This window comes from Streptomyces yaizuensis, assembly GCF_034961445.1.
GTDB lineage: Bacteria > Actinomycetota > Actinomycetes > Streptomycetales > Streptomycetaceae > Streptomyces > Streptomyces yaizuensis.
This window is the reverse complement of record NZ_BSBI01000004.1, coordinates 282,123-298,632: the sequence shown is the minus strand read 5'-3', so window position 1 is coordinate 298,632 and position 16,510 is coordinate 282,123. Positions and strand designations below refer to the sequence as shown.

Below are 16,510 nucleotides of genomic sequence, written 5' to 3'. Positions count from 1 at the left end.
GTCGGGGTGCTCCAAACAGGCGATGACTCGTTTCAGTGATGGCATCATCACGCGAAGTCCGCATTTCACACCCTCTGGGGACGTCAATCCCCCGAAACGGATGTATGTGACGCGGGGACGTCGTCACCGGCGCCCCAGGGGAACCAGCGGGGCGGCTCGTCCGTCCGACCACCACGGACACGGAACGGGCACGTAACGGACACGGAACTCCTGGGGGCGGACACATGCGCAAGGGTCTGATCGGCACGCTGGCGGCAGCGCTCGCGGTCACGACGGCGGTCGCGGGATGCGGCGGTGGTGGCGGGGAAGGGGACGGGGGCGGAACGGACAGCGCGGCGCGGGGGCCGGTGATCGAGGGCACTCCGCCGGCGAAGGCGTACGACGGACCGCTGGACGTCCCGGGCAAGGAGACCGACGGGGGCGACGAGGACGACCCCCGGCGGCTCCGGGACGCCTCCGGCTCCGCCGGGCGGGCACTGGAGTGCGACGGGGAGATGTACGGCGGCGGGAACAGCGACCCCTGGAGCGAGGGGGACGGCGGGTCGAGTCCGGAGGAGGGCCTGAGGGCCTATTTCGACATCGAGCAGCCCGATGTCCCGAGGAGCGGCTATCGCGTGGAGCGCGAGGAAGGCGGCCGGGTGCTGTACTCCTTCGATGTGGGGGGCGAGACCAAGGTCGCGGTGGTCGTCGCCGAGGACCGGCCGGGCCGTCCCGGCTGGGGCCCGGAGACCAGCGCCTCCTGCGACCCGGCCGAGCTGCCGGCGAGCTACACCGACTCCCAGGGGTACGAGATCTGGACCGACGCCCGGGGCCGGCGGGTCCCCGTCACCCGGATGAGCGGCTCGGCCGGGCCCGAGCACTGCGACTGGCAGTCGGCGCACTTCCTCCATCTCACCGAGGGGCGGGAGAAGCGGATGTACGTCCGCGATCCCGAGGGGGTGTTCCCGCCGGAGGATTTCTCCACGCGGTACGACGGGGATGCCGTTCTGCCGCCCGACGCCCGTGACACCGGCTATCGGCAGGGCGAGCGGGCCCTGTTCCGTACGTCCGACCCCTCCCGGGTGTACATCCGCACCCCGCAGGGCGTCGAGCTGTGGCCGGCGCCCAAGCAGGAATTCGGCTGCGCCTGACCGGCCTGGGGCGGCACCCGGTGACCGGCATCCGGCGACCGGCGACCGGCGGTGTCAGCAGATCCTGCCGGGCCGGGCCGCCGTGGCCCTGAGCAGATCCCGCACCAGGTCGAAGTCGATGTTCTCCGGTCTGCGGAACCGCAGGCAGCCCTTGCCCATGTCCTGGCCGGCCAGCCGTTCCTCGAACGCGTCGCGGACGTCGCCGCGCATGAGGTAGAAGGAGATGTACTGCTTCTGGGCGGCGAACGCGATCTCCGTGGCGCCGTCCCGCTCGTACGCGGGCATCCCGTACGCCATGACCTCCTCGAAGCCCACCAGCTCCGCCCGGCACAGCTGCCGCAGCCTGGCCAGCGGGACCCTGCGTTCCTCGGGAAGTTCGTTCAGGTAGCCGTCGACGTCGCTCGCCTTGCTCTGCACCATTCGACGAGGTTATGCCGGATTCGGATGGAAGCCCGTATCGACAGCTCCGAGGCGTCCCCGGTCAGCGTCGGACGCCTGTCCCCGGGTTCAGGAGAGTGAACCCATGCCTTCTGCCCGTTCGCGCGCGGTCCGGGGCGGCCTCGCCCTGGCCGCCCTCGCCCTTCTCGGACTCGGTACCACGCCCTCCGCGAGCGCGGCCTCCACCGCGCCCGCCCAGCCGTCGGCACCGGCCGCGGCGGAGGGACTCGTCGGTGTCTACAACATCCGCGCCGTCCACTCCGGCAAGTGCCTCGGCCCGGCGGGGAACAGCACGGGCGAAGGTGTCGGCATCCACCAGCAGCCCTGCGACGGGCGCCCCTCCCAGCGCGTCGGCCTGTGGTCCTACGGCGAACACAAGGGAACGGCCTACTACGCCTTCGTCACCGACTCCGGCAAGTGCTGGGGCGAGAGCAGCTGGTTTTGGGGCATGCCCGTCAGGGATCTCGTGATCCGCACGACGACCTGCGACCGGCTCGGGAAGTCGCTCGCCTACTCCCTCAACGGGGAGCACCCCTGGGCAGGGAAGCAGATCAGGACCTTCGTCGACCCGCCCACAAACAACGGCCCCCTGTGCCTGCACGTCCACAACGCCGGGACCGGCGACGGCGTGGGCATGATCACCCACCCCTGCAGCAACCCCGGCACCGGGGCGCGCAACGACACCTTCGAATTCATCCCGGTCTGACCGCAGCCCCCAGCCCGTGCCCTCGCCTGCGGCTTCTCAGGCGTGGTGCCGGTCGAGGAACGCGGTGATGAGCTGGAGCCACTCGCGGGGCCGCTCCACCATGACCAGGTGGCCGGCGTCGATCTCGGCACGTTCGGCGCCGGTGATGCCGGTGACCAGCTGCTGGTGGAGAACCGGGCGGACCAGTTGGTCGGCGGTGGTGGAGATGACCAGGGTAGGCGCCTTGATCGACGCGAGGTCGCCGCGGACGTCGGCCCGTCCGGCCAGCTCGGCCTGCTCCGGGGTACCGTCGGCGGCGGAATCCCCCGCGAAGGCGAGGGCGTCCCGGATCTGGTCGTCGGTGTAGGAGTCCAGGGCCCGGGGACTGCTGCCCACGGGGAGCAGGAACTCGGCGAGCAGCCTGCGGTTGCCCAGTTCGGCCAGCTGCCGCCAGACGGAGGTCTTCAGGGCCAGCGGGGTGTCCCGGTAGGGCATCGTGGCTGTCAGGACGAGCACGGTGACGCGTTCGGGGTGGCGGGCCGCGGCCCGCATGGCCACCAGGCCGCCGAGGGAGTAGCCGGCGAGCGCGAAGGTGCGCAGGCCCTCGGCCTCGGCGCCGGCGACCAGCTGGTCGGCCAGGTCGTCCAGGGACAGGGGACCCGGCGAGCGGGGGGTGCCGCCGCTGCCCGGGTAGTCGACGCCGACGACGGTGTGGCCCGCGGTCAGCCCGTCGAGGAGGGGTCCCCAGGTGTTGTCGACACTGCTGCCCGCGCCGTGGGCCAGGACGAGTCCGGAGCCGGAGCCCAGCCGGGTGCGGGCGTAGGTGGCTTCGGGCAGGGTGGGAGAGGTCAAGGCGGAACGGTCCCTTCGGCTGTCGGCACGCTGTCCACCCCGCTCATGTACCGTCAGGGAGCGCCCCGAATGCGCACCGGCCGGAAGACAACCCGATCGGCAGCCCCGCGCGGCGTCCTTCCGCACCGGGCAGAGGTCCACGGCCGGTCCTTCCCCGGCCCGAAGCGCTCACACCCCCGGACCATCCCGTCAGCCGGCCCCGTCGGCGTGGCGGGGCCGTGCCGAAGCGGGTCCGTCGCTCAGAACACCAGGGGATGCTCATGCAGTTGGGGTTGGAGAGTCTCATCGACACGAAGCTCGCGGCGCATGTCGAGGAGTGCCGGGCGGCCCATGCCGTGCCGGAGGCCAGGAAGGGCCCGAGCACCCCGGACGAGCTGCGGGAGGCACGAGCCAGGCGGGACGCGGGCTCGTCGCCTGTCGCCTCGTCGGCCGTCGAGGAGGTGGCCGAAGCCGCCGGCCGGCAGGTGCCGGTGCGGATCCTCGCTCCCCGTGACGCCGTGCCGCGCGGTGTCCTTCTGGACATCCACGGCGGTGGCTTCTACATGGGGGCGGCGGCGTGGGGGGACGCGCGCAATCAGCGGCTCGCGGACGCGCTCGGAATCGCCGTCGTGAGCGTGGACTACCGGCTCGCTCCGGAACACCCCTGGCCGGCCGCGCCCGACGACTGCGAAACGGCGGCCCTGTGGCTCCTCGGTCGGGCCGAGGCCCGCTTCGGCCCGACCCGGCCGGCGATCGGCGGCTTCTCGGCGGGAGCCACGCTCGCCGTGACGACGCTGCTGCGCCTGCGCGATCGCGGTCTCGGCGACGCGTTCGCCGGTGCCGCGTTGCAGTTCGGAGCGTACGATCTGAGCGGCCTGACCCCCGCCGGCCGGCTGATCTCCGACGAGTACTTCATCCGGGCCTACGCCGGTCATGCGGCCGACCGCACCACCCCGGACATCTCACCGGTCTTCGGCGACCTGCGCGGCCTGCCCCCGGTCCTGATGGTCGTCGGCAGCAAGGACGTCCTGCTGGAGGACAACATGGCCATGGCGGCCCGGGTCTCGGCGGCCGGAGGCGACGTCGACCTCCGGGTCTATCCGGAAGCACCGCACGGCTTCACCTCCCGTACGACGGGCATGGCCGAGGCGGCGCTGCACGACATCGAGTGCTGGCTCGCGGACCGCTGCTCCGCGACGTCCCGCTGACAGCAGTCGCCACCGCTCGACGCACGCCACCGCTCGACGCACGCCACCGCTCATCACGCGTCACTGCTCATCACGCGTCACCGCATCGGCGCGCGTCACCGGCCGGCTGGACAGCGCGTCGGGGGGCGCCCGGCGGTGAGCAGCGCGCGAAATCTCAGGAGTCACAGGCGTATCGGCATCGGCGTTTCGGCCACCGCGTGCTCCGGCACCGTCCCGGACACGGCAAGGGTCGGTGGCCGACACAGGTACCGGCATCCGCTCCTTGACGCGGTTGGCGCTCCGTCTCAAAAACGTGTGTTCGAGCGGGCGGCCGGATCGTTGTCCCGGATCAGCGGGATGTCACGAAGGGAGATCGCAGGTGAGCGAGAACACGGCGAAGGGCGGGGTCCCCGGGCCCCGGGCGCCTCTGGGGCTGCCGCCGGAGCGGGTCGCGGCCGGGCCCGCCGACGGCGACGACATCACCGACGGCATGGAGACGGCCTACTGGGCGGTTCATGACGGGGCGTCGGCGAAGGCGAGCGTCCGGGAGATCCTGGCCCAGCTGCCGAGGATCGTGCGGCGGGTCGGGGCGCTGGCATGGCAGGCGGACCGGCGCGGAACCGTCGCGGTCGCCGTGCTCCAGCTCGCGTCGGCGGCGATGAACGCCTTCGGTCTGGTCGCTTCGGTCGCTGTCCTGCGCGAGCTGTTCGGGACGGGTCCGACGCCGGACAAGGTCCGCGCGGCGCTGCCCGGGCTGATGCTCGTGGTGGCGCTGTTGTCGCTGCGGGCGGCACTGGAGGCCGCGGTGTCGACCGCCGAGGCCCGGCTCACACCGAAGATCAGGACGGCGCTGGAGGTCGAGTTCTACCGGCTGGCCGCGCATGTGCGGCTGGAGGCCGTCGACGACGCGCACTGGCACGACGACATCCACCGGGCGAGCGACCGGGGGCTCTACTACGCGCGGCAGATCGTCGGCCAGATCGTGGCGCTGGCGGCGGCCCTTCTCGACCTCGTCGCCACCGCGGCCGTCCTGACCGTGCTCCACCCGCTCCTGATCCTCATGCTGCCGCTGTCCGTGCTCCCGGTGGGCGCCGCCGCCGTCCGCGCGGCCCGTGAGCGCTTCCACTCGTACATGCGCTGGAACGCCCTCCAGCGCAGGGTACGGACCTTCAGCTGGCTCCTGCTCGACCAGGATTCCGCCGCCGAGATCCGTTCCAACACCACCCAAGGGGCACTGCTGGCGGAGCACCGCAGGCTCACGGAGAAGATCGCCGCCGAGGACACCCGGCTCGGTGTCCGCGCGGCCCGTATCCACCTCGCGGGACGTGCCGCCGGCGGCATCGGCACCGGAATCACGTATGCCGCGCTGTGCGCGATGCTGATCGGCGGCTGGATCCCCCTGGCCGTCGGCGCCGGCGCCGTCCTCGCCATCCAGTCCAGCCACCGTTCCCTCACCAGCTTCGTGAACATGGCCCACATGGTCTACGAACACGCCCTGTGGGTCGGGGACCTGCTGACCGTCCAGGCCCGGTGCCGCAGCCTGCTCCCCCGCACCGGCGGGGACCCGGCCCCGGACCGCGTTGACGAGATCCGCCTCGACGGCGTGTCGTTCACCTACCCGGACAAGGACACTCCCGCGCTCGACGGCATCAGCCTCACCCTCAGGGCCGGGGAGACGATCGCGTTCGTCGGCGTCAACGGCTCCGGCAAGTCCACCTGCTCCAAACTGATCGCCGGACTGTACGACCCCTCCGCCGGCACCGTCACCTGGAACGGCACCGACGCACACGACCTGGACCCGGTCTCGCTCCAGCAGCGCGTCGCCATGGTCCTCCAGGACCCGGTCCACTACCCCTTCACCGCGCTCGCGAACATCACCGTCTCCCGGGGCTCACTGACCGACTCCGTACCCGAGGACGTCCACGCGGCGGCCACCGCCTCCGGCGCCGACACCGTCATCGGCCACCTCCCCGACACCTGGGAGACCGTGCTCTCCAAACGCTTCGCGGGCGGACAGGAACTCTCCGCGGGCCAGTGGGCCAAGATCGCCGTCGCCCGCGGCCTCTACAAGAACGCCCCCGTCCTCCTCCTCGACGAACCCACCGCCAGCATGGACCCCCGCGCCGAACACGCCGTCTACCAGGCAGTCCTCCAGGAGCCCCGCCACCCCGGCCAGATCACCGTCCTCATCTCCCACCGCCTCGCCTCCGTCGCCGACTGTGACCGCATCCATGTCTTCGACAACGGAAAGATCATCGAATCCGGAACCCACCGGGAACTCATGGACAAACAGGGTGAGTACTGTCAGATGTTCACCCTTCAGGCGGCCGGGTACCACGGCGCTCCGACCGGGGCGGACGAGTCGTGATCCCGGTGAACGCCCGGCCGAGGGGGATCTGAGAGGCGGCCTCGGTGCCGTCGGCACCGAGGCAGGCGGCTCCCGCGATCCCGCGCTCCGGCGGACCGTCACTCCGAGGCGCCCCCGGCGTCCCCGGCGTCGCTCGCTGACGGTTCCGCCGCCCGCTCCGCCGCGTACGCCGCGACCCTCGCCGTCAGCGCCGCGTTCTCGGCCTCCAGCAGCGCGATCCGCTTCCGCGCGAAGTACAGCTCCATGACGGCGTCGTGGAACTCCGAGACCAGTTGGTCAGGGGTCAGTTGCATCAGATTCTCCAGTGGTACGGCCGGTATTGCTACGGCTACGGCGTGCTCAGGCGGGGGAAGAGGCGGAGGAGGCGGCGATCACGGTGACCTTCCCGCCGGAGCCCAGCCACTTCAGCGCGCCGTCCTCCGCGTAGAGCACGCCGCCGCCGCGCTGGTCGACGGCGGTCGGCACGGTCGCCGCGTCGACGACCCGCACCGAGCCCTCCACCATCACCGCCGAGTTCACGCCCTGCTGCTGGACGACATGCAGCTGCGCCCAGGGGTTCGACCCGACGCCCATGCCGATGCCGACGCGTCCGCTGCCCTTCACGACGAACTCGTCGCGCCCGTTGTTGCGGAGGCAGATGAGGTTGCCGGTCGTGTGGGTGTCCGGGGTGGTTCCGGGCACCCCCTTCTTCCCGGTGACGAAGATGCCCTGCGCGGCGGTCCCGGGCGTGTGGAGTTCGATGGAGATGGCGGCGGCGCCCGCGTCGTTCCCGTCCTTGTCCCCGATGTGGGAGATCTTGAGGGTGCCGTGCTTCCGCTCCCGGCCGGTCAGATAGACGGCGGAGTCCTCGGGGTTGTGGGAGACGATGTTGAGGGCCACACCACCGCCGGAGGTGGCCCCCTGGATGACCGTGACGGCGTTGTCGGTCGTGGACGTCGTCCTGAAGCTGGCCGCCGTGACGGTCGAGTCCGCCCGGAACCCCGGCGCTGTCACCAGCGTGTCGAAGTCGCCCGGGCCGGGCGCCGCCGCGGCCGGAGCAGCGGCGGCACCCGACGCGGCCACGGTCACGGCGCCCACGGTGAAGCCCCCCAGGAACAGTCTCCGGTCCACAGCCATGTCGTCCTCCCCAATTGCGTGCGCGCACCAATGGCGTATCACGGAGACGACTCACGAACGACCGCCCGGGTTGTACGGATGACAGGAGGTTTTCCTGTCAGGGTCGGGGCCGGGGCCGGGGCGGGGTCAGAGTGCGCGCAGCATTCCGCCGTCGATGACGTGGTCGGTTCCGGTGATCCAGGCGGCTTCGTCGGAGACCAGGAAGGCGGTGAGCGCGGCGATCTCCTCGGCTGTCCCGGGGCGTTGCAGCGGAATGCCGCCCAGCCCGGCCATCCAGGTGTCCAGGGCCGCCGCACGGTCCGAGCCGTCCCGGGCGGAGATGCGTTCCAGCACTTCCTCGACGGCCGAGGTGATCGTCAGTCCCGGGGAGATCCGGTTGACGCGGATGCCCCGGGGGCCGAGCCGGTCGGCGAGGTTCTTGCTGTAGGAGGAGAGGGCGGCCTTGGCGGCCGAGTACGCCGCCGCCTCCCCCATCGGTTCGTGCGCGGCGGTCGAGGAGATGTGCACGATCACTCCGGAGCCCTGGGCGATCATGCCGGGGAGGACGGCCCGGTCGAGCCGGACGGCCGACATCAGATTGGTCTCCAGGTTGTGGTGCCACTCCTCGTCGCCGGTGTCCAGGACGCTGTCGGGACGGGCGTCCGTGCCGCCGGCGTTGTCGATGAGGATGTCGACGCCGCCCAGCTTCTCCCGGGCCGCGCGGGCCACCCGGCTCGCGTCGTCGGCGACGGTGGCGTCGGCGGTCACGAAGTGGACTCCTTCGGGGAGGCTGCCGACGGGGCCGCGCGCGGTGGTGAGCACCGAGGCGCCCTCGGCGACGAGCCGTGCCACGATCGCGGCTCCGATGCCCCGGGTCCCGCCGGTCACGACCGCCCGCCGGCCGGCCAGGCGACCCGCCGGGCGTACGGCCGGGCCTCCGGCTGCGGCGGCGCTCATCGGACGGTCTCCGCCGCGTGGAGCGCCAGCCAGTCGGTGAGCGGCTGGAGGCCGGGGTTGAGCGCGCGTACGGTGTCGAGGTCGCGTTCCCCGGTGAAGGTGCCGGCGGCCCGGACGTAGTACGCGAACATGTTCGCCAACTCGTCCGCCGCGAAGCCGCCGGACGCGCGGTACTCGTCCAGGTCCGCCGGCCGGTAGAGGACCTTCTCGCCCAGGGCCGCCGTGAACAGTTCGGCGATCTCCGCGCCGGTGTGGTGGGCGCCCGCGATGCTGACGGTCCGGCCGGCCAGCTCGGGGTGGCGGAAGACGCCCAGCGCGGTACGGCCGATGTCCTCGGAGGCGATCGCGGCGAGCCGGGCGCCGGCCATCGGCAGGGTGAGGACGAGCGTGCCGTCACCGTCCCGTACCGGCCCCATGCCCCCCAGGAACGCCTCGTAGAAGAAGGCGGTGCGCAGGAAGGTGGTGGGGACGCCCTCGGCGGTGAAGAGGCGGTCCGCCTCGGCCTTGGCGTCGAAGTGGGGCACGGTGTAGTCGCCTTCGAGCACGGGCACCGGCCCGCCGCTGCCCCCGGCACCACTGCCGCCGGCACCGTCGCCGTCGTCGCCGCGGAGTACCTCGCGGGTGTCCTCCAGGGTGGACCAGATGACATGCCGGAGTCCGGCGGCCCGCGCGGCACGGGCCGCGTTGCCGGCCTGCTCCTGCTCCATCTGGGCCGCTGTGCGGCGGCGGACGTCCGCCTCCGGGCGCGGTGCCCAGAAGTTGGTGACGACGAAGGCTCCGTACGCCCCTTCGAACGCGGCGCGGACGGACGTCTCGTCGTCGAGGTCGGCCGCCACCACCTCGGCGCCCGCGGCGGCCAGGCGCCGGGCCCCGGCCGAGCCGGCGTCGCGGGTCAGGGCGCGGAGGGCGAACGGGCCGTCGCGGTCGGCCAGGAGCGCGCGGGCGAGGCCGCCGCCCTGCGAGCCGGTCGCGCCCACCACGGCGATGATCTTCTTCGTTCCGGGCATCGATCTCTCCCTTGGTTGACGTATCAACTTCGCTGCCTTCAGCGTAGAGCTGACTGGTTGATACGTCAACCAGGAGCTAGGATGACGGCATGTCCGACGAACCCTGGCTGAACGAGGCCGAACAGCGCGCCTGGCGGTCCTACCTCCATATGCAGCGCCTGCTCGCCGCCCGTCTCTCCTCGCGCATGCAGCGTGACTTCGACCTCTCGGCGGCCGACTACGAGGTCCTGGTGAACCTCTCGGAGGCCGCCCGCGGACGCATGGGGCCGGGCGAGCTGGCCGAGGCGACCCAGTGGGAGAAGAGCCGGCTCTCCCACCACCTCACCCGGATGGAGCGGCGCGGCCTGGTCGGCCGCGAGCCCTCACGGACCGGCCGCTACCCCGACGTCCTGCTCACCGATGCGGGCCGGGCCGCGATCCGCCGGGCCGCCCCCGCCCACGCCGGGGATGTCCGCGCCCTCTTCGTGGATGTCCTCGGCCCGCGGCGCCTCGCGCGCTTCGCGGAGGACTGCCGGGCGGTCACGGCCGCGCTGGAGGCGGAGCGGCAGCCCCGGGATCCCGCCGCCGGGCCGGGTGGATGACGACGGGCAGTTCCCTGTGACCGTTGGAGATGAAGCTCTGCTTGGGGCGCAGCCGGTCCGGGGGTACGGCGAGTTCGAGACGGGGGAAGCGTTCGAAGAGCCCGCGCAGGGCGAGTTCGGCTTCGAGGCGGCCGAGGGCGGCCCCGAGGCAGAGGTGCATTCCGTGGCCGAAGGAGAGGTGGCTCTTGTCGCTCCGGGTGGTGTCGAAGTCGTCGGCGGTGGGGCCGTGCAGGTCCGGATGGCGATTGGCGGCGGCGTAGGAGGGCAGGATGGCGTCGCCCTTCCGGATGGTCGTGCCGTGTTCGGGGAGGGGGATGTCCGCCACGGCGAAGCGCATCGGCAGGTGCGCGAGCGGGGCCTCGTGGCGGAGTGATTCCTCGACCACGTCCTTCCAGTCCGCGCGCCCGGCCCGGACGTGGGCGAGTTGCCCCGGATGGGTGAGGAGCGCGGTGATGGCCTGGTCCAGGAGGTTGACGGTGGTTTCGAAACCGGCGTTGATCACCAGCAGCAGTGTGTCCCTGAGTTCGGCCTCCGTCAGGGGCGCACCGTCGCCCTCCGTGTCCCGGGCGGCGATGAGCGCCGAGGTGAGGTCGGGGCCGGGCGTGGCGCGCTTGGCGGCGACGAGGTCGGCGAGCAGCGCGTACAGATCCTCGACCGCGGCGGTCGTCTCCTCGGGGCTGTGGCTGGTGGAGAAGATCACGTCGACCGTGCGGCGGAACCGGGGCCGGTCGGACTCGGGCAGGCCGGCGAGATGGCTGATGACCCCGATGGGCAGCGGATAGGCGAAGCGTTCCCGCAGGTCGGCCGCCTCACCGGGCGGGGTGGTGGCCACCTCGTCCAGCAGCTCCGTGACGAGGTGTTCGATGACCGGTGCCAGCGCGTTGATCCGGCGGGCGGCGAAGGCCGGTCCGATGGTGCGCCGCAGCCGTCGGTGCTCCTCCCCGTAGGCGGTGAACATGTTCTCCACCGCCACCCAGAGCGCGAGCGGCCAGACCCCGACGATCCGGTCGGGGAAGGCGGGCCAGTGCTGCCGGGCGTCCTTGGAGACCCGGGGGTCCAGGAGGAGCCGTCGTACCAGGGCCGGGTCGGTGACCGACCACGCCTCCACGCCGAGGACATCGACCCGGGTCAGGGGGCCGCGCGCGCGGAGTGCCGCGTCCTCGCCGTGCCGGTCGCTGCCTTGGGGGTCGAGCACGAAGACGGATTCTCGGTCCACGAGGACTCCTGGGAACAAGGGGTGGACGGACGATGAGTGGTGCTCATACCGCATCTCGTACCGAATCTCGTACCGCATCTCGTACCGGTTCTCCTACCGGTTCTCATACCGGGTGGATTCCGGCCCGCTCGCCGAGTACCCGAGCGTAGTGGCGGAGGAGTTGGTCGCCCACCGCTTCCCAGGAACGGTCGGCGACGGCCGCCCGGCCCGCCCGCCCCAGGGCCACGCGCGTACGGACCGAGCCGGCGAGTGCCCGTACGGCGTCCCGCGTCGCGCTCGCGTCGCCGGGCGGTACGAGAAGGCCGGTACGTTCGTGGTCGACCAGGTCCAGGGGGCCGCCGGAGGCGGGCGCGATCACCGGCAGACCGCTCGCCATGGCCTCCTGGATCGTCTGACAGAAGGTCTCGAAGGGGCCGGTGTGCACGAAGACGTCCAGCGAGGCGAAGATCCGCGCCAGGTCGTCCCCGGTGCGCCGCCCGAGGAACACCGCGCGCGGAAGGGCCCGGCGCAGCCGGGCACCGCTCGGCCCGTCTCCCACGACGACCACGCGCACTCCCGGCAGCGCACAGGTCTCCGCCAGCAGCTCGACGCGTTTCTCGGGCGCGAGCCGGCCCACGTAGCCGATGAGGACCTCGCCCTCCGGGGCGAGCCGCCGGCGCAGCGAAGGGTCCCGGTGCCGTGGATGGAAGCGTACGGAGTCCACTCCGTGGGACCAGAGCCGGACCCGGGGGACGCCGTGTTCCTCCAGGTCGTGGCGGGAGGCGCCGGACAGGGCGAGGGTGAGGTCGGCCGCGTTGTGCACGGCCCGCAGGCGGTACCAGGCGAGCGCCGGACCCGCGGGTACCCAGGGGGTGTACAGCCGGGCGTAGGCGGCGATGTCCGTCTGGTAGACCGCGACCGCGGGTATCCCGAGGCCGCGGGCCGCCTTCATCGCGTCGGCGCCCAGCAGGAAGGGGCCGGCCAGATGGACGAGGTCGGCCCGGTGGGCGGCGATCGCCCGGGCCGCGCGCCGGCTCGGCAGGGCCGCGCGTACATCCCCGTACCCGGGCAGCGACAGGGACGGCACACGGACGACGGGGTAGGGGTGGGGCTCCTCGTGGTCCGTGCCGCCGGTGCCCTTCCCGGGCGAGGCTGTGCCGCGTGGTGCGGAAGGGGCGATGACCAGCGGCGCGTGCCCCCGCAGGAAAAGGTGGTCGGCCGTCCGCAGCGCGCTGTGCGCGACCCCGTTGACCTGGGGCGGGAACGCCTCGGCCACGACGGCGACCCGCAGGGTGCGGCCATCCGCGCCAGGGCTGTCGCGGTCGGGGCGGTGGGCGGAGAGGCGGACATCGTCTCGGCGTGGTCCGCTCGGCGGGCTCTTCCATGCGTTCACAGGGGTCCGGCTTCCGATGTCGCTGGCTGTCTGCGGTGGGTTGGGGGGTCTGTTCACTTCCTGGTCCCGGCCGTCGGGGTGCTCCCGGCCTCGCCCAGGGTGTCGCTGATCGAGCGCAGATCCCGGAGCACCTCCGCGAAGGAGGCCCGCAACCCGGCCCCGTGGTAGGGGATGCCGAGTTCCCGGCAGTACTCCCGCACGATCACGCTGGCCGGGCGCAGCGCGGGGCGGGGCAGGTAGGGGAAGAGGTGGTGCTCGATCTGGTAGTTGAGTCCGCCGAAGAGCCAGGTGAGGGCCGGGCCGCCGGGGATGTTCCGGGAGGGGAGCACCTGGCGCCGCAGGAAGTCCAGCCGTGGGGCGTCCTCCTCGATCATCGGCATGCCCTTGTGGTTGGGGGCGAAGAGGCATCCCAGGTACACGCCGAGGACCGCCTCGTGGAGGAGGAAGAAGCAGAGCGCCTGGACGGGGGTGAGGACCAGGAGGAGCGCGGCCCCGTAGAGCCCGTAGTGCAGGGCGAGCAGGGCTCCTTCCACGACGGGGTGTTTCACGCGGCGTCGGACGATCGTCAGGAATCCGATGATGCCGAGGCCGATGCCCTGCAAGGTGAGGACGGGAAAGAAGAGGGCCCGCTGATGCCGGGCGAGGAATCGGGTCAGGCCTCGGGTGGCGGCCGCCTGTCGGGGCGTCCTGGCGAAGAAGAGGGCGTCGGCTGCGGGGTCGTGCCGTTCCCGGTTCGGATTCGCGTGATGGTGGGTGTGATCGCTCGTCCACCAGCCGTAGCTCATTCCGAGCCCGAGGTTCCCGAGCAGTATTCCCGCGAGATCGCTCGTACGGCGGGTGGGGAACACCGCGCGGTGCGCTATTTCATGGGCGACGAGTCCGATCTGCCCGAAGACGATGCCCATCAGGGCGGCCACCGCCAGCTGCCACCAGCTGCTCCCCAGCCGGAGGAAGACCGCCGTGCCCAGCGCGGCCGCCGCCAGAGTGCCGGTGATCAGGGCGGTGTAGTAGACCGGCCGCCGCTTCAGCAGACCCGCTGCCGCCACCCTGCGGTACAGCTCCGAGAAGTCGCTGCCACGCCGGGTGGTATCGGGCCAGGTGGGTTCCGGATGGTGCACGAAAGGCCCTCCTGTCGGCGAGTCACGACTCCTTAAGACGATATGCGCGTGCCGTCGACAAAATAAGGCCCTGGGAATACCCGGACTCTCCTTAATATGCAACATCTGTACGGCAGCCGGATATTTGAACGAAATAAAGGGGGCGATACTCACCCGGCCCACCGTCCGCCGGGCCCGCGTCATCCCGTGTGTCGCTCGAAAGTTCGACACGTGAGATAAGTCAGGCAAGTCAGACAAGGGGGAGCAGGACGAGGAGCGCGTCGGCGCCGACGACATAGGCGAGGGTGTGCCGGCGCATACGGGTTTCGTGCAGGGCATCGAGGGCGGCTCCGGTCAGGCGCAGGCGGAGCTTTCCGATCAGGAAGACGCCGCACGCCGCCGTGCCGATCGCGGCGGACAGGGGACCCAGGGCCCAGGACAGGCCCCACGCGATGAGCCCGAGGGCGGTGGCGGTCGCCCCGGTGGCGAGGGTGAGGGCGCGGGAGACGCCGTGGCGGACGGCGGGCGGAGCGAGCCCCGCGGCACGGTCGGCGGCGGCGTCGGGCAGCGACCACCACAGGGTGCGGCCGATGAGCAGCAGCCACAGGCCGAGGAAGAGCGGCCAGACCCAGCCGGGCAGGCCGGGGCGGACGGCGGCGAAGGTGGACAGGCACGGCAGGAGGGAGAAGTGCAGGCCCAGGCTGACGGGGTTGGCCAGACCGCGCTTCTTCAGACGGACCGGTTCGAGGTTGTACAGGTACTCCACCAGGATCCCGGCCGCCACGGCGGCGGCGACGAGCGGGCGGCCGAGGTGGAGGGAGACCCCGACGGCCAGCAGCAGGGCGACGGCCATCTCGGCGGACGCGATGACGATCAGCCGGGTCCGGCCGATGCGCCGGGCGGCCCGGGCGACACCGGTCTTGCCGGGTGTACGGGCGTCGGCGGAGATGTCCATGGCCGCGTTGAGGACGTTCTGCGCGATCAGCGGAATCAGATTGGCGAGTACGGCCAGGAGGACGGCGGGCTGGACGAGTTGCCGGGGCGCGCCGGCCGCGAAGCAGGCGCCCCAGAGGGCGTGGCAGAGGTAGGCGACGGGGAACGGGAACTCCAGTCGGTGGACGCGGCAGAGGTCCCGTACCGTCCGGCCGCGGCGGCCGGCGGTCAGGGACACGGGCGGGGGCGAGGGCGGGGGTGCGGGCCGAGTGCCAGGGTGAGGGCGGGCGGCGGACCCATGGCGGGGCCACGGCGGTGCGGAACGCCGTCGCGCGGTCCCGGGCGGCCGAGTTCGACCCTGCGCAGTACGGCGGCGACGACCATCCGCATTTCCAGCAGGGCCAGATCCGCGCCCAGGCAGCGCCGGGTGCCGCCGCCGAAGGGCAGATAGTGCTGCCCGGGCCATTTGCGGCCGAGGAAGCGGCCGGGGTCGAACCGTTCCGGCCCCGGGTAGAGGTCGGGCTGCCGGTGCGCCGCGTAGACGCAGGGGGTGAGTGTGGTGCCCCTGCTCCAGCCGCGGCCGAGCAGTTCCCTGTCGGTGGTCAAGGTCCGGTTTCCGGCAAGGACGGCGGGTGGTGTGATCCGCAGGGATTCCCGGCAGACGGCGTCGAGCAGCGGGAGGTCGGCCGCCGAGGAGCCGTCGGACGAGCAGGCGGCGAGTTCCGCCCCGAGGTTGGCGCGTACCCCGTCGTGGGCGGCGAGCCAGTAGAGCGTCCAGGCGATCGCGGAGGCGGTGGTCTCATGGCCGGCGAAGATCAGCGAGATGAGCTGATCGGCGAACTCGTCCCCGCCCAGCGGGCCCAGCGGCGGTTCTCCGGAGGCGAGCTCGGCCGCCAGGGACGGGACGTCGCGGACGGGTCCGGGCGCCGGAACACGCGCGTCGGAGGCGGGCCGGGGGCACAGGCCCGTCAGCTCCTCGCCCAGCGCGTCCCGGTCGCGGAGGAAGGCGCCCCACCGGGAGGGCACCGGGGCGGGCGGGCGCAGATAGCGGTGGCGCACGGTGCGCCACGGGCTGCCGAGGATCTGCTCCACCAGGTCGCCGACCCGGCCGAGCACGGCGCTGTTCCCGTCACCGAGCAGGATGTGCCCGATGACGCGCAGGGTCACCCGGCGGGCCCACTCCGGCACCACGAACGAAGCCCGCCCGGCCAGCTCGTCGCCCGCCTGCTCCGCGATGGTACGGATGGCGGGGATGTGACGGGCCAGCCGCCTGCCCCGCAGCGCGGGCCCGATCACCTGCCGGTAGGCGTCGTGCCGGGTGCCGTTGGCGAACAGCACGGAGGTGGGGCCGACGAGCGGACGCAGGGTGTCGCTCGGTTTCAGGTACATGTCCCGTTCGGAGCGGAACAGTTCCGCGAGATCGTCGGGCGCCCACACCAGCAGATGGGGGGCGGGGGCCCGGGTGAGCCGCACGGACCGCTCCGGCCGGGCGGAGACCGCGTCGAGGAAAGACAGGCCCTGGAAGCCGAGCCGCAGTTTGGCGATGGTCATCGCCGTGTCACCCCGTTCGCTCGTCGTCGCCGTTCACTTGCCACCACTGTCCGCTCGTCGTC

Annotated in this window: 16 protein-coding genes; 5 read left to right on the top strand and 11 right to left on the bottom strand. The window is 72.3% G+C overall.

Translation table 11 applies throughout. The features are described from left to right. Window positions 1-224 precede the first annotated feature (224 nt). A complete protein-coding gene (locus tag SYYSPA8_RS12290) occupies window positions 225-1,130 on the top strand; it encodes a hypothetical protein (protein ID WP_323447133.1) in 906 nt (301 codons plus the stop codon). A 54-nt stretch (window positions 1,131-1,184) separates the two neighbouring features. On the opposite strand, the gene SYYSPA8_RS12285 is transcribed toward SYYSPA8_RS12290, so the two are convergent. Continuing rightward, complete coding sequence (locus SYYSPA8_RS12285; RefSeq protein WP_323447132.1) at window positions 1,185-1,550, bottom strand: iron chaperone; 366 nt, start codon at window positions 1,548-1,550, stop codon at window positions 1,185-1,187. 103 nt (window positions 1,551-1,653) lie between these two features. Here SYYSPA8_RS12285 and SYYSPA8_RS12280 point away from each other — a divergent pair, with 103 nt between their 5' ends. Further along, entirely contained in the window at window positions 1,654-2,274 is a 621-nt protein-coding gene (locus SYYSPA8_RS12280; protein ID WP_323447131.1) for an RICIN domain-containing protein, read from the top strand. Window positions 2,275-2,310: 36 nt separating this feature from the next. Here SYYSPA8_RS12280 and SYYSPA8_RS12275 read toward each other — a convergent pair whose 3' ends face one another. Then, a complete protein-coding gene (locus SYYSPA8_RS12275) occupies window positions 2,311-3,105 on the bottom strand; it encodes an alpha/beta fold hydrolase (protein ID WP_323447130.1) in 795 nt (264 codons plus the stop codon). A gap of 260 nt (window positions 3,106-3,365) precedes the next feature. Between SYYSPA8_RS12275 and SYYSPA8_RS12270 the strand changes: the two genes are divergently transcribed. Beyond that, window positions 3,366-4,292 (top strand): alpha/beta hydrolase, encoded by a 927-nt coding sequence (locus tag SYYSPA8_RS12270; RefSeq protein WP_323447129.1) that lies wholly within the window; start codon window positions 3,366-3,368, stop codon window positions 4,290-4,292. Window positions 4,293-4,650: 358 nt separating this feature from the next. After that, window positions 4,651-6,639 (top strand): ABC transporter ATP-binding protein, encoded by a 1,989-nt coding sequence (locus SYYSPA8_RS12265; protein ID WP_323447128.1) that lies wholly within the window; start codon window positions 4,651-4,653, stop codon window positions 6,637-6,639. A 98-nt stretch (window positions 6,640-6,737) separates the two neighbouring features. On the opposite strand, the gene SYYSPA8_RS12260 is transcribed toward SYYSPA8_RS12265, so the two are convergent. From SYYSPA8_RS12260 to SYYSPA8_RS12245, 4 genes are all read right to left on the bottom strand, one after another. Next, entirely contained in the window at window positions 6,738-6,932 is a 195-nt protein-coding gene (locus SYYSPA8_RS12260) for a hypothetical protein (RefSeq protein ID WP_323447127.1), read from the bottom strand. Window positions 6,933-6,978: 46 nt separating this feature from the next. Continuing rightward, entirely contained in the window at window positions 6,979-7,755 is a 777-nt protein-coding gene (locus SYYSPA8_RS12255; RefSeq protein ID WP_323447126.1) for a hyaluronoglucosaminidase, read from the bottom strand. A gap of 126 nt (window positions 7,756-7,881) precedes the next feature. Continuing rightward, a complete protein-coding gene (locus SYYSPA8_RS12250) occupies window positions 7,882-8,691 on the bottom strand; it encodes an oxidoreductase (protein WP_323447125.1) in 810 nt (269 codons plus the stop codon). Further along, complete coding sequence (locus SYYSPA8_RS12245; RefSeq protein ID WP_323447124.1) at window positions 8,688-9,698, bottom strand: NmrA family NAD(P)-binding protein; 1,011 nt, start codon at window positions 9,696-9,698, stop codon at window positions 8,688-8,690. Before SYYSPA8_RS12245 ends, SYYSPA8_RS12250 begins: the two co-directional genes overlap by 4 nt. 89 nt (window positions 9,699-9,787) lie before the next feature. Here SYYSPA8_RS12245 and SYYSPA8_RS12240 point away from each other — a divergent pair, with 89 nt between their 5' ends. Continuing rightward, complete coding sequence (locus SYYSPA8_RS12240) at window positions 9,788-10,279, top strand: MarR family winged helix-turn-helix transcriptional regulator (RefSeq protein WP_323447123.1); 492 nt, start codon at window positions 9,788-9,790, stop codon at window positions 10,277-10,279. On the opposite strand, the gene SYYSPA8_RS12235 is transcribed toward SYYSPA8_RS12240, so the two are convergent. The 5 genes from SYYSPA8_RS12235 to SYYSPA8_RS12215 all read right to left on the bottom strand — a co-directional run bounded on the left by SYYSPA8_RS12235 (window position 10,218) and on the right by SYYSPA8_RS12215 (window position 16,448). After that, window positions 10,218-11,495 (bottom strand): cytochrome P450 family protein, encoded by a 1,278-nt coding sequence (locus SYYSPA8_RS12235; RefSeq protein ID WP_323447122.1) that lies wholly within the window; start codon window positions 11,493-11,495, stop codon window positions 10,218-10,220. The two genes, SYYSPA8_RS12240 and SYYSPA8_RS12235, sit on opposite strands and share 62 nt — an antisense overlap. Window positions 11,496-11,598: 103 nt before the next feature. Next, the gene (locus tag SYYSPA8_RS12230) at window positions 11,599-12,765 is read right to left on the bottom strand and encodes a glycosyltransferase family 4 protein (protein ID WP_323447387.1); all 1,167 of its coding nucleotides are present in this window, start codon (window positions 12,763-12,765) and stop codon (window positions 11,599-11,601) included. A gap of 155 nt (window positions 12,766-12,920) precedes the next feature. Next, on the bottom strand, window positions 12,921-13,985 hold the full coding sequence (locus tag SYYSPA8_RS12225; protein WP_323447121.1) for a fatty acid desaturase family protein: 1,065 nt from the start codon (window positions 13,983-13,985) through the stop codon (window positions 12,921-12,923). 229 nt (window positions 13,986-14,214) lie between these two features. Further along, entirely contained in the window at window positions 14,215-15,135 is a 921-nt protein-coding gene (locus SYYSPA8_RS12220) for a UbiA family prenyltransferase (protein WP_323447120.1), read from the bottom strand. Beyond that, window positions 15,126-16,448: a cytochrome P450 gene (locus tag SYYSPA8_RS12215; protein ID WP_323447119.1), complete on the bottom strand. Its 1,323-nt coding sequence runs from the start codon at window positions 16,446-16,448 to the stop codon at window positions 15,126-15,128. The genes SYYSPA8_RS12220 and SYYSPA8_RS12215 overlap by 10 nt, the downstream gene beginning before the upstream one ends. Window positions 16,449-16,510 lie beyond the last annotated feature (62 nt).

Excerpts from the sequence above, each read along its gene's own strand:
- SYYSPA8_RS12255 (WP_323447126.1), bottom strand. The coding sequence starts at position 7,755 with ATGGCTGTGGACCGGAGACTGTTCCTGGGGGGCTTCACCGTGGGCGCC.
- SYYSPA8_RS12285 (WP_323447132.1), bottom strand. The coding sequence starts at position 1,550 with ATGGTGCAGAGCAAGGCGAGCGACGTCGACGGCTACCTGAACGAACTT.
- SYYSPA8_RS12270 (WP_323447129.1), top strand. The coding sequence starts at position 3,366 with ATGCAGTTGGGGTTGGAGAGTCTCATCGACACGAAGCTCGCGGCGCAT.
- SYYSPA8_RS12215 (WP_323447119.1), bottom strand. The coding sequence starts at position 16,448 with ATGACCATCGCCAAACTGCGGCTCGGCTTCCAGGGCCTGTCTTTCCTC.
- SYYSPA8_RS12245 (WP_323447124.1), bottom strand. The coding sequence starts at position 9,698 with ATGCCCGGAACGAAGAAGATCATCGCCGTGGTGGGCGCGACCGGCTCG.
- SYYSPA8_RS12240 (WP_323447123.1), top strand. The coding sequence starts at position 9,788 with ATGTCCGACGAACCCTGGCTGAACGAGGCCGAACAGCGCGCCTGGCGG.
- SYYSPA8_RS12250 (WP_323447125.1), bottom strand. The coding sequence starts at position 8,691 with ATGAGCGCCGCCGCAGCCGGAGGCCCGGCCGTACGCCCGGCGGGTCGC.
- SYYSPA8_RS12260 (WP_323447127.1), bottom strand. The coding sequence starts at position 6,932 with ATGCAACTGACCCCTGACCAACTGGTCTCGGAGTTCCACGACGCCGTC.
- SYYSPA8_RS12280 (WP_323447131.1), top strand. The coding sequence starts at position 1,654 with ATGCCTTCTGCCCGTTCGCGCGCGGTCCGGGGCGGCCTCGCCCTGGCC.
- SYYSPA8_RS12290 (WP_323447133.1), top strand. The coding sequence starts at position 225 with ATGCGCAAGGGTCTGATCGGCACGCTGGCGGCAGCGCTCGCGGTCACG.